19 protein-coding genes are annotated in these 18,106 nt (G+C 70.6%); 4 read left to right on the forward strand and 15 right to left on the reverse strand.

Going from position 1 to position 18,106, the window contains the following annotated elements:
* Positions 1-10 precede the first annotated feature (10 nt).
* From LTT61_RS11315 to ctaD, 6 genes are all read right to left on the reverse strand, one after another.
* Positions 11-793 carry an enoyl-CoA hydratase-related protein gene (locus tag LTT61_RS11315; protein ID WP_233019891.1) on the reverse strand — a complete coding sequence of 261 codons (783 nt, stop codon included), beginning with the start codon at positions 791-793 and terminating at the stop codon, positions 11-13.
* A gap of 31 nt (positions 794-824) precedes the next feature.
* Positions 825-1,649 (reverse strand): NUDIX hydrolase, encoded by an 825-nt coding sequence (locus LTT61_RS11320; RefSeq protein WP_233019892.1) that lies wholly within the window; start codon positions 1,647-1,649, stop codon positions 825-827.
* 29 nt (positions 1,650-1,678) lie between these two features.
* Complete coding sequence (locus tag LTT61_RS11325; protein ID WP_233020960.1) at positions 1,679-2,512, reverse strand: ABC transporter ATP-binding protein; 834 nt, start codon at positions 2,510-2,512, stop codon at positions 1,679-1,681.
* 143 nt (positions 2,513-2,655) lie between these two features.
* A complete protein-coding gene (locus LTT61_RS11330; protein ID WP_233019893.1) occupies positions 2,656-3,432 on the reverse strand; it encodes a peptidyl-tRNA hydrolase in 777 nt (258 codons plus the stop codon).
* Between the two features lie 133 nt (positions 3,433-3,565).
* Positions 3,566-4,771 (reverse strand): phosphoserine phosphatase SerB, encoded by a 1,206-nt coding sequence (serB, locus tag LTT61_RS11335; protein ID WP_233020961.1) that lies wholly within the window; start codon positions 4,769-4,771, stop codon positions 3,566-3,568.
* A gap of 87 nt (positions 4,772-4,858) precedes the next feature.
* Complete coding sequence (gene ctaD, locus LTT61_RS11340; protein WP_233019894.1) at positions 4,859-6,601, reverse strand: cytochrome c oxidase subunit I; 1,743 nt, start codon at positions 6,599-6,601, stop codon at positions 4,859-4,861.
* 143 nt (positions 6,602-6,744) lie between these two features.
* Here ctaD and LTT61_RS11345 point away from each other — a divergent pair, with 143 nt between their 5' ends.
* On the forward strand, positions 6,745-7,797 hold the full coding sequence (locus LTT61_RS11345) for an ABC transporter substrate-binding protein (protein WP_233019895.1): 1,053 nt from the start codon (positions 6,745-6,747) through the stop codon (positions 7,795-7,797).
* 16 nt (positions 7,798-7,813) lie between these two features.
* Here the strand turns inward: LTT61_RS11345 and nrdF are convergent, their stop codons facing one another.
* Complete coding sequence (gene nrdF / locus LTT61_RS11350; protein ID WP_233019896.1) at positions 7,814-8,776, reverse strand: class 1b ribonucleoside-diphosphate reductase subunit beta; 963 nt, start codon at positions 8,774-8,776, stop codon at positions 7,814-7,816.
* 157 nt (positions 8,777-8,933) lie between these two features.
* On the opposite strand from nrdF, the gene LTT61_RS11355 reads away from it, so the two are divergent.
* Positions 8,934-9,830: a hypothetical protein gene (locus LTT61_RS11355; RefSeq protein ID WP_233019897.1), complete on the forward strand. Its 897-nt coding sequence runs from the start codon at positions 8,934-8,936 to the stop codon at positions 9,828-9,830.
* An 82-nt stretch (positions 9,831-9,912) separates the two neighbouring features.
* Here the strand turns inward: LTT61_RS11355 and LTT61_RS11360 are convergent, their stop codons facing one another.
* From LTT61_RS11360 to LTT61_RS11375, 4 genes are read right to left on the reverse strand one after another with little or no spacing between them, the layout of a single operon-like run.
* A complete protein-coding gene (locus tag LTT61_RS11360; protein WP_233019898.1) occupies positions 9,913-10,368 on the reverse strand; it encodes a DUF5753 domain-containing protein in 456 nt (151 codons plus the stop codon).
* The gene (locus LTT61_RS11365; RefSeq protein ID WP_233019899.1) at positions 10,365-11,207 is read right to left on the reverse strand and encodes a helix-turn-helix domain-containing protein; all 843 of its coding nucleotides are present in this window, start codon (positions 11,205-11,207) and stop codon (positions 10,365-10,367) included. Before LTT61_RS11365 ends, LTT61_RS11360 begins: the two co-directional genes overlap by 4 nt.
* Positions 11,204-11,731, reverse strand: coding sequence for a DUF6879 family protein (locus tag LTT61_RS11370; RefSeq protein ID WP_233019900.1), 528 nt, complete (start codon positions 11,729-11,731; stop codon positions 11,204-11,206). The genes LTT61_RS11365 and LTT61_RS11370 overlap by 4 nt, the downstream gene beginning before the upstream one ends.
* The gene (locus LTT61_RS11375; protein WP_233019901.1) at positions 11,712-12,041 is read right to left on the reverse strand and encodes a hypothetical protein; all 330 of its coding nucleotides are present in this window, start codon (positions 12,039-12,041) and stop codon (positions 11,712-11,714) included. The genes LTT61_RS11370 and LTT61_RS11375 overlap by 20 nt, the downstream gene beginning before the upstream one ends.
* Positions 12,042-12,398: 357 nt before the next feature.
* Between LTT61_RS11375 and LTT61_RS11380 the strand changes: the two genes are divergently transcribed.
* Positions 12,399-12,578, forward strand: a complete 180-nt coding sequence (locus LTT61_RS11380; RefSeq protein WP_233019902.1) for a hypothetical protein — start codon at positions 12,399-12,401, stop codon at positions 12,576-12,578.
* A gap of 20 nt (positions 12,579-12,598) precedes the next feature.
* Here LTT61_RS11380 and LTT61_RS11385 read toward each other — a convergent pair whose 3' ends face one another.
* The 3 genes from LTT61_RS11385 to sigK form a co-directional block, all read right to left on the reverse strand.
* Positions 12,599-13,507, reverse strand: a complete 909-nt coding sequence (locus tag LTT61_RS11385; RefSeq protein ID WP_233019903.1) for a dioxygenase — start codon at positions 13,505-13,507, stop codon at positions 12,599-12,601.
* A 100-nt stretch (positions 13,508-13,607) separates the two neighbouring features.
* A complete protein-coding gene (gene mgtE / locus LTT61_RS11390) occupies positions 13,608-14,978 on the reverse strand; it encodes a magnesium transporter (RefSeq protein ID WP_233019904.1) in 1,371 nt (456 codons plus the stop codon).
* 353 nt (positions 14,979-15,331) lie between these two features.
* On the reverse strand, positions 15,332-15,922 hold the full coding sequence (gene sigK / locus LTT61_RS11395; protein ID WP_233019905.1) for an ECF RNA polymerase sigma factor SigK: 591 nt from the start codon (positions 15,920-15,922) through the stop codon (positions 15,332-15,334).
* Positions 15,923-16,151: 229 nt separating this feature from the next.
* Here sigK and LTT61_RS11400 point away from each other — a divergent pair, with 229 nt between their 5' ends.
* Positions 16,152-17,147, forward strand: a complete 996-nt coding sequence (locus tag LTT61_RS11400; RefSeq protein WP_233019906.1) for an LLM class F420-dependent oxidoreductase — start codon at positions 16,152-16,154, stop codon at positions 17,145-17,147.
* Here the strand turns inward: LTT61_RS11400 and LTT61_RS11405 are convergent.
* Positions 17,144-18,100, reverse strand: a complete 957-nt coding sequence (locus tag LTT61_RS11405) for a helix-turn-helix transcriptional regulator (protein ID WP_233019907.1) — start codon at positions 18,098-18,100, stop codon at positions 17,144-17,146. The genes LTT61_RS11400 and LTT61_RS11405 overlap by 4 nt on opposite strands.
* Positions 18,101-18,106 lie beyond the last annotated feature (6 nt).

Raw genomic sequence — 18,106 nt, forward strand, 5'->3', positions numbered from 1 at the left:
AGTTCAGAGCCTACCGTCCGGTTCCCGGTACCTGGTTCGGGCCGTCCGCCGCGTACGCGCCCGCGGCCCGCTGCGGCTCCCCGGTTTGCGCGAGCCCGATCCACGCCGAGATCGCGTGCGCGGAGTGCTGCGCCGGTGCCTCCAGCACCGACTTGGCGGCGGCCACCGCCGCGCCGGGCAGCCCGACGAAGCGCGCGGCCCAGCGGTGCGCGGCGTCGTAGACGTCGTCCGGGGCAACGACCTCGTCCACCAGCCCCAGCCGCAGCGCCTCCTCGGCTTCCACGTAGCGCCCGCTGTAGACGAGGTCGCGGGCGGTGCGCAGCCCGACCGTCCGGATCAACCGGTCCATCCCGGCCGTCGGGACGGTGCCGCGGTGAATCTGCGGCAGCCCAAGCTTGACGTTGTCGCCGACGATCCGGCGGTCCGCGCCGAGCGCCAGCTCCAGCGCGCCGCCGAGGCAGTAGCCGGTGATGGCGGCGACCGTCGGGCACGGCAGCGGCGACAGGCAGTCCAGGTGCCGGGCGTGGTCGCTCGCCAGCGCGGTCGCCTGGTCCGGGCTCCAGGTCGCGATCTCGGCCAGGTCGTCGCCCGCGCTGAAGATCCGCTCGTCGCCGTAGACGACCAGCGCCGCCACCCGCTCGTTCTTCCCCACCCGCCGCGCCGCCAGCGCGATCTCGCGGGCCAGCTGCAGGGTGATCAGGTTGGCCGGGGGGCGGGAGAACCGCAGCACCGCGACCCCGCGCTGCTCCGGCAGCTCCAGGGTGGTGAACTCCGCGGGCGTGTTGTTCGACATGGCTGGCGAGATTACCCGGCCGAACTCCCGGTCAGCGCGCCGAGCCGCGCAGCTCCATGGGGTTCGGCAGGTCGGCGAAGTACCGTTCGTGCTCCGGGAATTCGAGCACCGTGCGGCCGCCCGGGTGCAGCACCACCGGCTCGATCGGCTCGATCACCGGCTGCGCGGCGAGCACCGCGGCGGTGTCCGGGTACCGCTCGATCGCCACCAGCTGCGACCAGGTGGGCGGGAGCAGCACGTCCTGCCCGGCGCGCCAGCGCGCCAGCGCCTCGGCCGGGGTGCGCCAGTGCACCAGATCGGCCTCGGAGGTGGCGCCGTCCGCGCGCTGCCCCGCGGGCAGCACCGCGACGAAGAAGCGGGTGTCGTAGCGGCGGCGCTCGATGACCGGGGTGACCCAGTTGGCCCATGGCCGCAGCAGGTCGGCGCGGAGTACGAGGCCGGTCTCGGCAAGGAAGGCGGCCAGCGAGGTCTCCCGCGACTCCAGTGCGTGTCTGGCGTCGCGGTACTCGGTGGTGTCGGAGACGACGGTCTCGGCGGTGGGGCCCGCGAGCAGCACGCCGCACTCCTCGAACGTCTCCCTGACGGCCGCGCAGACCAGCGCCTGGGCGCGCGGGCCGGTGGTGCCGAAGCGCTCGGCCCACCAGTCCGGGCCGGGCCCGGCCCAGGCGATCTCGGCGTCGGCGTCGGACGGGTCGACCCCGCCGCCGGGGAACACCGTCATCCCCGCGGCGAAATCCATGCCGGTCACCCGGCGCTGCAGGAAGACCTCGGGCCCGGCGGCGCCGTCGCGCACCAGCAGGACGGTCGAGGCGTCCCGCAGCGGGGCGACGGGCTCGGGATCGTTCGGCTCGCTCACCGATTCACCCTAGCGCTTGTTCGGACGGGTCAGCGGTGCCGGTGCTTGCCGGAGCGGCGCGCCCGGCGCGCGAACCAGCGGCCGTCCACCTGGTCCAGCGCGATGGACTGCCGGAAGGCCGCGCTCAGGTTCTCCGCGGTGAGCACGTCGGCCAGCAGTCCCTGCGCGACCACCTCGCCCTCGCGCAGCAGCAGGCCGTGCGTGAAGCCGGGCGGGATCTCCTCCACGTGGTGCGTGACCAGCACCATGGCCGGGGCGTCCGGGTCGCTCGCCAGGTCGCCGAGCCGCTCCACCAGCTCCTCGCGGCCGCCGAGGTCGAGGCCGGCGGCGGGCTCGTCGAGCAGCAGCAGCTCCGGGTCGGTCATCAGGGCGCGGGCGATCAGCACCCGCTTGCGCTCGCCCTCGGACAGCGTGCCGTAGGTGCGGTCGGCGAGGTGCTCGGCGCCGAGGCTCTCCAGCATGTCGAGCGCGCGCTCGGTGTCCACCCGCTCGTACTTCTCCCGCCACCGGCCGAGCACCGCGTACCCGGCCGAGACCACCAGGTCGGCGACCTTCTCGTCGGCGGGCACCCGGGCGGCGACCGCGGCGGAGGAGAGGCCGATGCGCGGGCGTAGCTCGGTGACCGCGACCTTGCCCAGCGTCTCGCCGAGCAGGTTCGCGGTGCCCGCGGTGGGGTGCAGCTCGGCGGCGGCCATCCGGAGCAGGGAGGTCTTCCCCGCGCCGTTGGGGCCGAGCACCACCCAGCGCTCGTCCAGTTCGACCTGCCAGGTGACGGGGCCGACCAGGGTGCGGCCGGACCGTCGGATGGTCACGGAGTTGAAGTCGATGAGGAGATCGGGATCCGGTTGCGACACGGGCTCCATCTTGGACCACGGGCGGTGGCCGCGCCCGGCCACCCTCGGCGCGGTGTGCCCGAAGTTCTCCGGCGGCGCAGGGTGATTGCCCGCGGGCGCGTCGGGGGCGGCGTCGCCGGGGCGCTGCCTGCCGCGGCGTCCGCGGGCCAGGCTCATCCGAGTGCGGGTGGCACGGCGATTACCGTGATGGAACCGGGCGCGACCTCCGTGTACCCGGCGTCGCGCACCGCGACCGCGCCACCACCCGCCTGCAGCGCGAGCAGCTCGCGCCACCGCTCGGGCCCGGCTTCGCGCACCGCGCAGCGGAATTCGTCGCGGGCCCAGCGGGCCGCGGCGGCGAGCGGGAGCGCACCGGCGAGCAGCATGCTCGCGTGCCCGACCTGCGCCGCCGCCTTGCCCACCGTCATCTCGAGCTCCCGGTTCACCCAGAGCACGGGCACGCCGGCCGCCGGCTCCTCCGGTTCGTCGGCGAGCAGCTCGGTGCCGCCGATCTGCAGCCGCCTGATCCGCGGGTCGACCGCGCCGACCGGGCCGGGTACCAGCGCCCGCGCCTGCGCGCCGCGCACGGTCAGCGTGATCCCGGGAACCTCCTGCGCGGCCCGCCACTGCGCCCCGCGCGCCCGCCGCGCCACCTTGCGGATGCGAGCCCGCTTCCAGGTGAGATACCCCTGCTCCCACGGCCCGCCGGGCGCGGTGCGCTCGTCCAGGCAGAGCGCGACCGCGACGGCAGCGGCGGCCGCGAGCAGGTCGCTGCGGGCCGGTGGCTCGATCTTGGGCAGGTGCAGCACCATCTGCATGGCCTGGACCTGTGCCGGATCGGCCGGGTCGGGGGCATTGCCGTAGCCGCGCGCGAGCTCGGCGTGCAGTGCGCTGAAACCCGCTGTCGGGGTTCCGTTCTCGTCCACCCCGAGCTCGGCGCCGACCGGCACGCACGGACAGCTCGCACCCGCCTCACCTCGCGTATCGAAACCGACGTCCTCCACCTCGAACCTCCGTCCGTCACGCAAGCGAAACTCCGTGAGAATACGTGCCGGAGCGGGCGCTCGCCGGGTGAACGGCGGCTCAGCCCAGCGGAACCCGGCGCAGCAGCCCGTCGCGGGCGTCGGCCGCCTCGACCTCGTCGCGGGTCACGCCGAGCACGAAGAGCACCGCGTCCAGGAACGGGTGCGAGAGCGCCGCGTCGGCCACCTCGCGCAGCGCGGGCTTGGCGTTGAAGGCGACGCCGAGCCCGGCGGCATTGAGCATGTCGATGTCGTTGGCGCCGTCGCCGACCGCCACCGTCTGCTCCATCGGCACCCCGGCCTCGGCGGCGAAGCGGCGCAGCGCGGTGGCCTTGTAGGCCCGGTCCACGATCTCGCCGGTCACCCGGCCGGTGAGCTTCCCGTCCACGATCTCCAGCGTGTTGGCCTGCACGAAGTCGAGCTCCAGCTCGTGCGCGAGCGGCTCGATCACCTGCCGGAAGCCACCCGAGACGACCCCGCAGCGGAACCCGATCCGGCGCAGCGTCCGGATGGTGGTGCGGGCGCCGGGGGTGAGCTCGATCCGCTCGGCGACCTCCGCGATCACCGACTCGTCCAGCCCGGCCAGGGTGGCGACCCGCTGCCGCAGCGACTCGGCGAAGTCGAGCTCGCCGCGCATGGCGGCCTCGGTGACCGCGCGCACCTCGTCCTCGACGCCCGCGTGCGCGGCCAGCATCTCGATCACCTCGCCCTGGATCAGCGTGGAGTCGACGTCGAAGACGATGAGCCGCTTGCCGCGCCTGGCCAGCCCGGCCCGCTCCACGGCCACGTCCACCTGCTCGGCCACCGCCACCTCGGCCAGCGCGGTGCGCAGCACCGCGTCCTCGTCGGGCGCGGTGACCAGCAGCTCCATCCCGGTCACCGGGTAGTCGGCGATGCCGCGGATGGAGTCGATATTGGCGCCGAGCTGGGCCAACCTGCGGGAGACGGCGCTGAACGCCCGCGCGGTCACCGGCGCGCCGAGGACCACAACGGCGTGCGTGGAGACCGGCTGCCTGCCGATGGCGGCGTCCACCTCGACGTCGACGGTCATGCCGACGGTGTTCATCGCCTCCTCGACCTCGTCCTGCAGCAGCTCGGGATCGGCCGGGCAGGTGACGAGGACGCCGAGCGTGAGCCTGCCGCGGATCACCACCTGCTCCACGTCGAGCAGGTGCACGCCGTGCCGCGACATCGCCGCCAACAGCACGGAGGTCACGCCGGGGCGGTCGGGCCCGGTGACGGTGACGAGAACGATGGTGTCGGCCACGCGGTTGCTCCAGGGTCGGTCGGGTGCGCTCACGAAACGAGTGTGCACCCGCCGGGGATCGGCGGGTGCACACTCGGCTCAGCTCGATTACTTGGAGAGGACCACCTGGTCCTCGGGCTCGACGAGGTGCTTCTTGGTGCCCCAGCCCACGTGTGCCTCCTCCCGCATCCGGTCGATCATGTGCGGGTAGTGCAGCTCGAACGCGGGGCGCTCGGAGCGGATGCGCGGCAGCTCGTAGAAGTTGTGCCGCGGCGGCGGGCAGGTGGTCGCCCACTCCAGCGAGTTGCCGTAGCCCCACGGGTCGTCCACGGTGACCACCTCGCCGTACCGGAAGCTCTTGAAGACGTTCCAGATGAACGGGAGCATCGAGGCGCCGAGCACGAAGGCACCGATGGTGGAGATGGTGTTCAGCGTGGTGAAGCCGTCGGTCGGCAGGTAGTCGGCGTAGCGCCGCGGCATGCCCTCCGCGCCCAGCCAGTGCTGCACGAGGAACGTGGTGTGGAAGCCGATGAAGGTGGCCCAGAAGTGCCACTTGCCGAGCCGCTCGTCCATCATCCGGCCGGTCATCTTCGGGAACCAGAAGTAGATGCCGGCGAAGGTGGCGAACACGATGGTGCCGAAGAGCACGTAGTGGAAGTGCGCGACCACGAAGTACGAGTCGGTGACGTGGAAGTCCAGCGGCGGGGAGGCCAGGATGACGCCGGAGAGGCCGCCGAAGAGGAAGGTGACCAGGAAGCCGAGCGAGAAGAGCATCGGTGATTCGAAGGTCAGCTGGCCGCGCCACATGGTGCCGATCCAGTTGAAGAACTTCACGCCGGTCGGCACCGCGATCAGGAACGTCATGAAGGAGAAGTAGGGCAGCAGCACCGCGCCGGTGGCGTACATGTGGTGCGCCCACACCGCGATCGAGAGCGCCGCGATCCCGAGCGTCGCGTAGACCAGGGTGGTGTAGCCGAAGATCGGCTTGCGCGAGAAGACCGGGAAGATCTCCGAGACGATGCCGAAGAAGGGCAGCGCGATGATGTAGACCTCGGGGTGCCCGAAGAACCAGAACAGGTGCTGGTACAGCAGGATGCCGCCGGTGGCCGGGTCGTAGATGTGGCCGCCCAGGTGCCGGTCGTACGCGAGGCCGAAGAGCGCGGCGGTGAGCAGCGGGAACGCGAGGATGACCAGCACCGAGGTGACGGCGATGTTCCAGGTGAAGATCGGCATCCGGAACATGGTCATGCCCGGAGCGCGCAGGCAGACGACCGTGGTCAGCATGTTGACACCGCCGAGGATGGTGCCGAGGCCGGAGACGGCCAGGCCCAGGATCCACAGGTCGGTGCCGACGCCGGGCGAGTGCAGGATGTCGGTGAGCGGCACGTACGCCGTCCAGCCGAAGTCCGCCGCGCCGCCGGGGGTGACGAAGCCCGCGGTCGCCATGGTCGCGCCGAACGCGTACAGCCAGTAGCTGAAGGCGTTCAGCCGCGGGAAGGCGACGTCGGGGGCGCCGATCTGCAGCGGCAGGATGATGTTCGCGAAGCCGAACACGATCGCCGTCGCGTAGAAGAGCAGCATGATCGTGCCGTGCATGGTGAACAGCTGGTTGAACTGCTCGGGCGAGAGGAACTGCAGGCCCGGGCGGGCCAGCTCGCCGCGCATCAGCAGCGCCATCAGGCCGCCGATGAGGAAGAAGCTCATGGAGGTGGTCAGGTACATGACACCGAGGACCTTGGGGTCCGTGGTGGTGACCATCTTGTAGAGGAACGACCCCTTCGGCCCGACACGGGCTGGATACGGCCGAGACGCTTCCACCTGTTCGACCGGGCGGGGCTCAACAGCAGTCACTGATCCTCCTCGTTCGCGTGCGCTCCCCAGATCGTAAACCTTATGGCCGGGGCGGTCCGACTCCGGTCCTACTCTGTGTCGTATTTCCGTTCCGGGCCGATGCGCGGGTGGGTACTACCCACTCCGCCTGTACCCTCACCCGCATGCCGGTGAGTGCCCGCGTCCGCAGCCGATTCCCGTCCGCCAGCCCGCGCACCCTGGCGGTGCTCGCCGCGGGCACGCTGCTGCTGGCGGGTTGCGGTCAGCAGACCGACGATGCGAGCACGATCATCCGCACCACGACCAATATCGCGGGGGCGGGCGTGGTCGGGCTGGAGCGCGACACCAGCCAGGCGTGCCCGCTGCCGAGCCGCCCGGACCCGGGGCCGGGCACCCGCGCGGTGACGCACACCGGCGGGGTCGCCCAGGTGCCCGCCGACCCGCAGCGCATCGTCGTGCTCGGCACCCCCGCGCTCGACGCCGCCTGCGCGCTCGGGCTCTGGGAGCGGGTCGTCGGCACGACCAGCCCGGACGGCCCGCAGCCCGACTACCTGGGCTACGGGGTCAAGCGGATCCCCTCGGTCGGCCCGGACGGCGCCCCCGACCCGGCCCGGATCGCCGAGCTGGACCCGGACGTCATCATCGGCACCCAGGGCCAGGGTGACTACGCCGCGCTCGCCGCCGTCGCCCCCACCGTGCTGGCCGGGAGCGGCAGCGGCTGGGCCGCCGAGTTCGTCGGGCTCGCGGCCGGGCTCGCCCGCGCCGAGGTCGCCGAGGCGGCGCTGGCCGGGTACCGCGCCGACGCCCCCGCCACCGGAGCCGAACCCGCCGTCGCCGCCGCGCAGTCGCAGGCATCGGTGATCCGGTTCGGCGCGGACAGCATCACCGTGCAGGGCACCGACACCTTCGCGGGCGGCGTGCTCGCCGACATCGGGGTGCGCAGGCCGCAGAACCAGCGCGGCGCCTCCTTCACCGTCGGCGCGGACGACCTGGACCAGGTCGACGGCGACATCGTCTTCGTGCTCTTCGACGGCGCGGCGGGCCGGGAGTACGGCGAATCGGTGCTCCGCTCGGACGCCTGGAAAGAGCTCGGCGCCGCCACCGACCAGCGGGTCTTCGCGGTGGAGGACCCGGTCTGGCACGGCAGCGGGCTGGTCGCCGCCCGCGCCCTGCTCACCGATGTGCGGCAGAACCTGAACGGCTACGTCACCGGGTGACGCAGCCGCCATCGGCTCAGAACTCCCAGTCCTCGTCTTCGGTGTTCACGGCCTTGCCGATGACGTAGCTGGAGCCGGAGCCGGAGAAGAAGTCGTGGTTCTCGTCGGCATTCGGCGAGAGCGCGGAGAGGATGGCCGGGTTCACGTCGGTCTCGTCCTTCGGGAAGAGCCCCTCGTAGCCGAGGTTCATCAGCGCCTTGTTGGCGTTGTAGCGCAGGAACTTCTTGACGTCCTCGGTGAGCCCGACCTCGTCGTACAGATCCTGGGTGTACTCCGCCTCGTTCTCGTACAGCTCGAAGAGCAGCTCGAAGGTGTAGTTCTTCAGCTCGTCGCGCTCCGCCTGCGAGACCAGCTCCAGGCCCTTCTGGTACTTGTAGCCGATGTAGTAGCCGTGCACCGCCTCGTCCCGGATGATCAGCCGGATCATGTCCGCGGTGTTGGTCAGCTTGGCCCGCGAGGACCAGTGCATCGGCAGGTAGAAGCCGGAGTAGAAGAGGAAGCTCTCCAGCAGCGTCGAGGCCACCTTGCGCTTGAGCGGATCGTCGCCGTTGTAGTACCCCAGCACGATCTCGGCCTTGCGCTGCAGGTTGCGGTTCTCCTCCGACCAGCGGAACGCCTCGTCGATCTCGCGCGTCGAGCAGAGCGTGGAGAAGATCGAGCTGTAGCTCTTCGCGTGCACCGACTCCATGAACGCGATATTGGTGAGCACCGCCTCCTCGTGCGGAGTGATCGCGTCCGGGATCAGGCTCACCGCGCCGACCGTGCCCTGAATGGTGTCCAGCAGCGTGAGCCCGGTGAAGACCCGCATCGTGAGCTGCTTCTCGTCCGGCGTCAGCGTCGCCCAGGACGGGATGTCGTTCGACACCGGCACCTTCTCGGGCAGCCAGAAGTTGCCGGTCAGCCGGTCCCACACCTCGGCGTCCTTCTCGTCGGGCACCCGATTCCAGTTGATGGCCGACACCCGATCGATCAGTTTCATGCTGCAGCCTCCGGTCCAAGTCGTGGTCCCGAGAACACTACCTCTTGTGGAGGGAGTCGCTTCGCAGCACAAGAACTAGTGGCATGAATGTCGCGATTACCCCGCATAGGGTGGCTCCAGGCATTGCCGCCCCGGCGGTGCCGGGAGGGGGAGAACCGTGCTTCGACGACTGCTGTCGCTGATCGCCTGCTGCCTGGCGCTGTCCGGTTGCGGGCAGGCCGAAGCGGACTACTGGTCTGCGCGGCCGACCGGGGACGCCGAGCTGCGAGCCCTGCTGGAGCGGGCCAGGCTCATCGATGTCTGCGCGCTGCTCGGTGCAGGCGACCTCGCCGAGGCGGGGTTCGGCGAGACCCCCGTTCCCGCGGGGTTGGATATCTGCGGGATCATCACGGACGATCCCGCAGTCGGCGTCGTCTGGCAGGTCACCACGGCGAACGGCCCGCTGGAGCCACAGGAGGATGCCGTCGCCACCACCATCGACGGCGCCCCGGCCGTCGTGCGCGAGACCACCCCGGAGCCGGGCGGGCCGCGGCGCTGCGAGACGACCGTGCAGCTCGGCGCGGTACTCGAGCTGGACCTGGACCTCGCCTCGCGGAACGCGGAGAGCTGCGCTCCGGCCACCCGGCTCGCCGCAGCGGCCGCCGCGGGCTGGCGGGCGGAGCCGCGCCGGGCGAGCACCCCGTTCGCGAACACCGATCCCTGCGCGGCCACCGCGGCGCTCGGCGTCCGGCCCAGCGCTGCCCGGCTGTGGGAGTGCGGGTTCGAGTACCAGGGGCAGCGGTTCCTGCTGACGCTCGGTGAGGTGGGCGAGCAGGAGCTCGGCGCGGTGCGCTTCGAGATCGACGGGCACCCGGTGCATTGCGAAGAGCACGAGGGGGGCCCGTTCGTGAATCCTCTGCACGTCCCCATCGGGCCGCCGCTGCCCGCTACCCGCTTCGATGAGGAGACCGGGCCGCGGCGGGCGGCGCTGAGCCTCTCCACGATCCAGTTCGAAGGCCCGGCTGAAATCGTGACCGACGTCCTCCGCGCCGCCGTCCCGCTCGCGGCCGGGTAGTGCGCGTCATCGGCTGTCCCCGCCGGATGGTGCCGCGCTCAGGTTCCCGGCCGGGTACGCCGCCGGTCCATCTCGGCCCTGATCAGCGCTCGCGCCGCCGGTCCGCGAAGTTGGTCATCGATACCTGATACGGGGCATCGGCGGGGACGATACCGAGCACGACTCTCGGCATGCCGATGATCGCCAGCAGCCGGTCGAGCTGGCCGACCATCGTCAGGTCGGTGCCGACCGTTGTCCGCAGCGCCTGTTCGGCCAGGACGAAGTGGAACCGATGATTCCGGCGGTACAGGATCTGTTGCCGCTTCAGGCGTTTCGCCACGCCCCGGTCGATATCGTCGGGAACCTGCTGGAACTCGATGACACGTCGCAGGACGCCCTCCGCGTACTCGGCCGTCTGGAGCAGACCAGGTATCAGGAACGGGTGGTAGACCCGCATGACCTCTGTCTCGGCCTCGAGCGCGAGCGCCGCCTGCTGGCGTCGTCTCGTACCGCCGCCGAGCAGGCGCCGCCATTCGACCCACGCCGTCGCCAGGGTCATGGTGTGCCGCACCGTCGGGTGAGCGCATCTCCTACCAGCGCTCGAGCGGCCGCACCGGTAACGGATTGAGCAGCCAGCATGTCGAAGGCGCGGCCGTAGATCGCGATCTCCCGGGGCTGGGTGATCGTCAACTCGGCCGTGGCACCTTCGACCTTGACCGAGCGGTTGTCGAACATGACGAAGTTCTCCACAGCGGCTTTGGCCTCGGTCATCAGGGGGACGATGCCGAGCGTCACCCGCGGCATCCCGATGATCGAGCGGAGCCGGTCCAGCTGGCCGGCCATCACGGAGTCGTCTCCGACTGTGGTGTACAGCGCTTGCTCGGCGATCAGGAAGTGGAATCGGTGCGAGCCTCGGTAGAGGATGCGCTGGCGATCCATCCGGGCCGACACACCTTTCTCGATGTCATCGGGCACCTGGTAGAACTCGACCCCGTACCGGAGGATCGCCGCCGCGTAGTCCGCCGTCTGGAGTAGCCCCGGAATCACCTGGGGCTGCCAGTTGCGGATGATCTCGGATTCCGCCTCCAACCTCAGCGAGTGCCGCTGCCGCTCTCTGGTGCCGGTAGCGAGCAGCCTTCGCCATTCGATGTAGGCGGCGTTCAGGTTCTTCAAACTGGCGAGAAGATCGGCCAGCTGATCTTCCGCCCCGCAATGGGCGCAGTACGCCCGCAGGTCGGCATCGGACGGCTTGATCCTGCCGTATTCGATCTTCGAGCACTTCGATTCGTGCCAGCCCGCACGCCGGGCAAGCTCCCGAGCGGTGACGCCCGATGCCTGCCGCATCTCCCGGAGTCGCTGCCCGAGCGCTTCCCGTTGTTCGTGAACCGGCCCGGTCACCGCTGACCAAGCGTGTAGTCGACATATGGAACGGCGGTCGACCACAGTCGCTGGACTGCCGCGTCGTAGTACGCGCAGAGACCGGGGTCGTCGGTGACCGCGGCCCCCGCGGGCTCGCCGTCGCGCCCCCTCAAATTGAAGGCAACCAGGTTGCCGTCGATCAGCCAGACATCGTCGGCGGGCACCGCGGAGACCGAATGTCTGGGCACGTACCGAACGTCCTCCCCCACCGCGATGTTGTCCCCGGTCTCGGCGAGGAGCCATCGGTGGTAGTCCGACAGCGGCTCGGTGACCACCCGTATTCGGGCGACGGTCACCCCGCCCGTGCGCAGCCCTGCCACCAGCTCGGCCCAGACGTTCCAGCCGGGGTCCGGTTCGCTGTCTCGTGGCTCTCCGGCGAGAAACCGCCGAAGCGGCTCGGACTCGGCAGGAACGGCGTAGGTGTCACCGACTTCCAGGTGCAGCACGGACCGACGGGCTCGTCCGAGCAAGTCCGGCCACGGGCTACCGGTCTTCAACTCCATAGAACGTCCTCCGGTGCTTCGGTACCTCGATGCAGGTTTCACCGGGCGCAAGCTCCACCCGAACGAGCAAGTCCGGTTCGATGACCGGACGCCCGGTGATGAAGAACGTCCCGTCATCGGCGTCGGTCATCGTCGCACCGAGGTAGGTATCCGGTTCAGCGAACCCCAACAGCAGGTGCGGTAGGCGCACGGTCCCCGTTCCGGGTTCGGTTTCCCAGCCGATGACCACATACGTGTCCCTGTCGGTCGCGTACAGCGTCGGGCAGTCGCCGGTTTTGCTTCCGCCCCGGCCGAGTAGACGCAACAGCATGGGTGTCCCCCCGTCTATGGACGTGCTATGGCTTGCACGTCGTCATGTTCATAGTCCCTCATCGAAGTCACATCTGGCCTGTGATTTTTCAGTTTGTGCAAGTTCGTGCAAGTCAGTGGATCTGTTCGGTTCGGTGTTCGTAGCGTCCTGCCCAGCGCTCGGCACCGGTGCCAACTCCTGGTGTCGAGCGCAAACCAGTCAACGAGGGGGGAAGCGTTCGCCGTCGCGCTCCGCACCTGGGACGGGCCGATCACGGAGCGTTCGAAGGTCTCGATGACGCTGGGCGAAGCACTCGCGATTGCAGACGGCCGGGACCGGTAGAAGATGGCACTCTCCCCAGCTCCTGACGAGCCGGATGTGCATCTCAGCATCCGGCTCGGCGGAATACCGCTGGATTTCGTTGCCTGCCTGACGGCAGCGTTGATCTTCGTACAGGAACACGCGGAGCGCCGGTATGTGGATGCGGTGAGCGTCGATACCGACTGCGCCCCACTGTTTTCCCGCCTGCCGAACGAGCGCCTGTATATGACGAAATGAGCCGGTTTGCGGCGAATTCGTCAACGGCCGGGCGGCGGACCGCCCGGTGGCATTGCACCGGGACCTCCTTGCGCCCCCGGACCTCCCCCGCCGACCGGCGGCGCCTGCTGGGACTGCATGTTCTGCGACTTTTCCGCGACCCCGATCGTGATCGCCACCTGCATACGATCACTCGGCGAGCCGGTGACGGTCGCGAGTTCTGCGTCCCACCCGTCGCCGAAGACATTGTCGGAGTCGAGCGAGACCCGGGAGAGGTTGCTGACGCTCTGCGCGTACCCGGAGTCGGCGGCGAAGACCTGCTCGCTCGCATCCTGCGGGAGGGCGATCTGCGAGGTGAGGCGGGCGTTCTCGCCCGCGACGGCGACGTCGAGCGAGTCGTAGACCTCGAAGTGGATGTGCGGCCAGCGGCCGGAGTAGCAGGCCGGGAAGATGGAGGTGAAGGTGACGGTGCCGTCCGCGTCCGCGACCTGGACTCCGCGCAGATAGTTCTGCTCGGTGATGTTCTTCCCGTACAGCGAGTACTCGCCGTCCCGGTCGCAGTGCCACACGTACACCGCCGTGCCGGCGCCGGCCGCGCCGGAGTTCGCCAGGTCCTTCAGGGTGATCCGCAGCGTCATCGGCACTCCCTCGGCGGTGCCGGTGAAGCCGCCGAAGCTGGTGGTGATGTCGCTGCGCACCACGCCGGACTGCACCAGCACGTTGGGCCCGTTCGAGCCGTCACCCGGGTACGGCCCGGCCGTCTCCTGCGGTGCCGCGGCGACGGACGTACTCGCCGTCGTGGTCGAGGTCGTCGAGGTGTCCGAGCCGGACGCGCACCCGGCCGCGGCCAGCCCCGCCACCCCCGCACCGAAGAAGAACAGTGCCCTTCGGCGCGTCATGGTGCGCAGGTCGTGCGCCAGCCCCAGATCGTGCTCGTGTCGCTCACCCATGCGAGCCCCTTTCGTCGTTTCCGCTGGGCAGGAGCGACAGTAAGGGCCGGGTCCGGCACGAAGCTGGCTGCGCGCTGGGAGAATACTGTGTGTCGGCGGCTCAGATCCCGAGCACCAGCTTGGCGATGCTGAAGTAGAGGATAAGCCCGGTGGCGTCGACCAGCGTGGTCACCATGGGCGCGGAGACCACCGCCGGGTCGATGCGCAACCGCTTGGCGAGCAGCGGCATCATGCCGCCGATGGTGGCGGCCCAGGCACAGATCAGCACCAGGGTGAGCCCGACGACGACGGCCACCCTCGGGCCGACGAAGAGTCCGCCGATCGTCACACCGGCGACGGCCAGCATGCTGCCGAGCACGAACCCGACCCGGCACTCCCGCCAGATCACCCGGAACAGATCACCGCCGCGCACCTCGCCGACCGCGACCGCGCGCACACACGCCGTCGCCGCCTGGGCTCCGGCATTGCCGCCCGCGCCGATGAGCAGCGGGATGAACAGCGCGAGCTGGGCCGCCTGCTCGAGGGTGCCCTCGAAGAAGTCGGTGACGCTCACGGTCAGGGTGGCGGCGACCAGCAGGAGCAGCAGCCAGAGCGCGCGGTAGCGCGCCAGCTGGAAGACCCCGGCCGCCATGTAGTGCCCGGCCCACGGCGCGGAGCCCGCCTGCTTGGCGACGTCCTCGCTGTCCGCGGCCTCGATCACCTCGACCGCGTCATCGATGGTGAGCAGCCCGACCAGCCGGTCCTCGCTGTCCACGACCGGCAGGTCGATGACGTTGGTCTCGCGCATCACGCGGGCGGCGCGCTCGGCGGAGTCGGTGGCGCGCACGAAGGCGGGCTCGGTGCGGACCAGGTCGGCGACCAGGGCCTCGGGGCCGCTGAGCACGAGTTCGCGCAGTTCGACCACGCCGGTGAGCCTGCGGCCGGTGTCCACCACCGGCAGGGTGTAGACGGTTTCGGCACGGCCACCCTTGGCGCGCACGGTCTGCAGCGCGGCGGCCACGGTGAGGTCGCGCGGGAGCGCCACCACCTCGGGGGTCATGTAGAGCCCGACCGAGCCCTCCGGGTAGCCGAGCAGCCCGGCGGTCATCCGGCGTTCGCGCGGGCTCAGCCCGGCGAGCACCTTCTTGGCGACGGTGGCGGGCGCCTCGCGCAGCATGCGGGCCCGGTCGTCCGGGGCCATGTTCTCGATCAGGTCACGGAAGCTCTTGTCCCGCAGCCCTTCCAGGATCTGCTGCTGATCGACCGGCTCGAGCTCCTCGAAGACGGCGAGCGCGAGATCCTTGTCGAGCAGCCGGAACGCCATGCCCGCGCGGACGGCGTCCATGCGGGCGAGCTGGTCGGCGATGGCGTGCGGCGAGTGGTTGCCGAGCCAGTCCAGCGCGGCGTCGGCGCGGCGCGTCTCCACGAGTTCCTGCACGGTGTCCGGCAGCGAGAGCGCCGGGCGTACGTCGATGACATCGGTTTGCGACATGGGAGATCCCCTCGGCACGAGGCAATGGGTGAGCGAGTTCTAGGACTGCGTCACACCGCGAGGCACTACCCAACGCGCGCACCCGACGGGAAAGCCGGGGGATCGGAATGATCAGAGCGAAGGGGCGGCGCCGCGCGGCCTTCGACTGGGAGGTTCACTGCACATGACAGTCCACCTCCTCGTTCCGGGTGCGGGGCGAATGCCACCGCGGGAATCAACGTGGGCGAGAGTACACCGCCGCGCTGCGGATTTCACCTCGTGGCGCGGATGCGGTGACGGCGCTCATAGCGTGCGCGCGTGCACGTCGATCATGTGCGTGATGCCGAATTCGCGGCCGTGCACCGCCTTTCCGATCAGACGGCGACCACCTGATCGGTGACCGCGACACGCAACCTGCGCAGCCCGTCCCGGATCCGGCTCTTCACCGTGGAGAGCGGAATGCCGAGGTGGTCGGCGACCTCGGTGTAGCTGCGGCCGCCGTAGTAGGCGAGCGTGATGGCCTCGCGCTGCACGGGGGTGAGCACCCGCATGCCGTCTACCACCGAGCTCGCCTCCAGCCGCCGGGTGACCGATTCGGTGACCACGTCGTGATCCACCGGCCGGTGCGCGTGACCGAAGACCAGTTCGCGCGCGGAGGCGGCGGTCTCCCGGCGCACGCGGTCGACCGCGCGCCGGTGGGTGAGCATCAGGAGCCAGCCGGTCGGGGTCGACATTCCGGCGTCGTACCGCGCCGCCGTCTGCCAGACCTGCAGGTACACCTCCTGGGTGATCTCCTCCGCCGCGGCCCGGTGCCGCACCACCCGCAGCGCGAGACCGTAGACCCTGGGGCTGGTGGCGCGGTAGAACTCGGTGAACGCGGCCCTGTCGCCGACCGCGACGGCCGCGAGCATCGCGTCCAGCTCCGCCCGCTCCATCGTTCCGCCGACCGTGTGCGCTCGCGTCATTCCCGCTGGTCCCTTCGTCCCGGGCGCATCGAACACCCGTTTGCTCGCCGACTGCCCCCGCTACCCTCCCGCAAACTCTCGCACCGGCAGACCGATTCCGCCCCGGTTTCGGCCGTGATCGGAATTGCGCGCGCCCGGCGCCGAATCGTTGCCCGCGCGGCGCCGGCTCGACAGAGTGGAGGATGGGCGCGTGTGCGCCCGACACGCGACGACACACGAGGAGAGTGCTGTGCGCTTCGGAATCTTCGTCCCGCAGGGGTGGCGGCTGGATCTGGTCGGCATCGACACCGCCGCGCAGTGGGGGGTGCTGCGGGATCTCGCCGCGCGCGCGGACGCGAACCCGGTCTGGGAGTCGCTGTGGGTCTACGACCACTTCCACACCGTGCCGGAGCCGACCGAGGAGGCCACGCACGAGGCGTGGACGCTCATGTCGGCCTTCGCGGCGACCACCTCGCGGATCCGGCTGGGTCAGATGTGTACCGCGATCAGCTACCGCAACCCCGCCTACCTGGCGAAGGTCGCCGCCACCGTGGACGCCATCTCCGGCGGCCGCACCGAGATGGGCATCGGCGGCGGCTGGTACGAGCACGAGTGGCGCGCCTACGGCTACGGCTTCCCGACCGCCGGTGAGCGGCTCGGCAGGCTGGACGAGGGGGTGCAGATCTTCCGGCAGGCCTGGAGCACGGGCAGCGCCACGCTGGACGGCAAGTATTACCAGGTAGACGGGGCCAGGGTGTACCCGCTGCCGCTACAGGAGGGCGGGATCCCGCTGTGGATCGCGGGCGGCGGCGAGAAGAAGACGCTGAAGATCGCCGCCAAGTACGCGCAGTACACCAACTTCGCCGGCAACGACCCGGCTGAGTTCACCCACAAGTCCGAGATCCTGCGCGGGCACTGCGCCGACGTCGGCACCGACTACGACGCCATCGTGCGCAGCTCGAACTTCAACGTCGTGGTCGGCGCGACCGAGGCCGAGGTCGAGGAGCGCACGAAGGCGATCGCCGACCGGCTCGCGCCCGCGCTCGGCGCGGAGAAGGGGACCGGGTACATCCGGAACCTGTCGGCGGGCGGGGCCGCGGTCGGCACGCCGGAGCAGATCATCGAGCGGCTGACGGCGCTGGGGAAGCTGGGGCTCGGGTACGCCATCTTCAACTTCCCGGAGTCGGCGTACGACACCAGCGGGATCGAGCTCTTCGAGAAGGAAGTGCTGCCCGCGCTGGTCTAGTCGCGGTAGCGGGCGGCCAGCGCGGCGGCTCGCTCGCCGAGTGCGGTTCGTAGCGATCGCGGGGCGATCACCTCCGCGTCCGCGGCGAGCTGCCACAGGGCCCATTCGGCGTGCCGGCGGTCCTGGAAGGTGAGTTCCAGGTGGAGCAGGCCGTCCGCGTCGAGGTGTTCGGCGTGGACGGCCAGGGCGGTGTCCGTCAGCTCTGCCCGGCGGGCCGGGGTGAGCCGCACCCGCACCGCGAGTTGGTCGCCGCCGGTGCGGAACCGGCTCCCCCGCTCGCGCCAGATCTGTTCGAGGTCGACGCCTTCCGGGCGCTGTGCCGGTTCGTCCAGCGCCTCGGCTGCGAGCACCCTGGACAGTTTGTAGGTGCGGTCCTCCCCCGCTCTGAGGGCGAGCAGGTAGCGCTGGTCGCGAGCGGTGACCAGGCCGATCGGGTCCACCGTGCGCCACCGCGGCGCAACGCCGGTTGCCGCGTAGTGGATGCGCAGCCGGTGCCCGGTGACGACCGCGCGGCGGATTTCCGCCATGACCTGAGCCGGGATGTCGTCGCGGGTGCGCCTGCGCTTGAGCAGGTCCGTCTCGGGTTCGTGCAGGAGTCGCCGGGCTCTCTCGCCCGCAGCGGCCGCGTGGCTATCCGGCAGCGCGTCGGCCACTTTCCGCAGTGCCGACGCGAGCGCGGGCCCCAACCCGAAAGCTCCCGCACCGGAGGTGAGCAGGGCCAGCGTCTCGTCGTGGTTGAGCCCGGTGAGCTCGGTCCGGAAGCCGGGGAGCAGCGCGAACCCACCGTGCCGACCGCGCTCGGCGTAGACCGGGACCCCGGCGGTGGAGAGCGCCTCGATATCGCGCAGCACTGTCCTGGTGGAGACCTCCAGCTCACGGGCGAGCGCGGGCGCGGTCATCCGGCCGCGGCTGCGGAGCAGCAGGACCAGCGAGACCAATCGGTCGGCGCGCACGGCTCG

It is taken from the genome of Nocardia asteroides, from assembly GCF_021183625.1.
Lineage (GTDB): Bacteria > Actinomycetota > Actinomycetes > Mycobacteriales > Mycobacteriaceae > Nocardia > Nocardia asteroides_A.